We start from the raw sequence: 614 nt of genomic DNA, 5'->3' as shown, positions 1-614 counted from the left end.
GAAGAGGCGTTGCTTCGCGAACTCAACGAAGAAGTGGGCCTGGAAGAGCAGGATGTGAAGATCCTCGCCTGCACCCGTGGCTGGTTGCGTTATCGTCTGCCGCAACGCCTGGTGCGAACCCACAGCCAGCCGCTGTGCATCGGCCAGAAACAGAAGTGGTTCCTGCTGCGCCTGACCGGCGCCGAGGACCGTGTACGCATGGATCTGACCGGCAAGCCCGAGTTCGATGGCTGGCGCTGGGTCAGTTACTGGTATCCGCTGGGGCAGGTGGTCACCTTCAAGCGCGAGGTCTATCGTCGCGCACTCAAAGAACTTGCGCCGCGTCTGCCGGTGCGGGACTGAAAAATCGGGGAGAAAGCCTCTGAGCATGCTCGGCACGCTGCGCAAGATTGTCCAGGAAGTGAATGCCGCCAAGGACCTCAAGGCGGCGTTGGGCATCATCGTGCTGAGAGTCAGGGAGGCCATGGGCAGCCAGTTCTGCTCGGTCTATCTGCTCGATCCGGAAACCGAACGCTTCGTCCTGATGGCCACCGAAGGTCTCAACAAGCGCGCCATCGGCAAGGTCAGCATGGCGCCCAACGAGGGTCTGGTGGGCCTGGTGGGCACCCGTGAGG

The 614-nt window shown here is 62.2% G+C and carries 2 protein-coding genes; both read left to right on the top strand.

Going from position 1 to position 614, the window contains the following annotated elements:
* Nucleotides 1–342 (top strand): RNA pyrophosphohydrolase (locus tag Y887_RS17395; protein WP_046965546.1); only part of this gene is annotated, 342 nt, incomplete at its 5' end.
* Nucleotides 343–367: 25 nt separating this feature from the next.
* A partial coding sequence (locus tag Y887_RS17390; RefSeq protein WP_046965545.1) for a GAF domain-containing protein occupies nt 368–614 on the top strand: 247 nt, incomplete at its 3' end.

It is taken from the genome of Xanthomonas pisi DSM 18956 (assembly GCF_001010415.1).
GTDB classification, from domain to species: Bacteria; Pseudomonadota; Gammaproteobacteria; order Xanthomonadales; family Xanthomonadaceae; genus Xanthomonas; species Xanthomonas pisi.
This window is presented reverse-complemented; position numbering and strand designations above follow the sequence as displayed.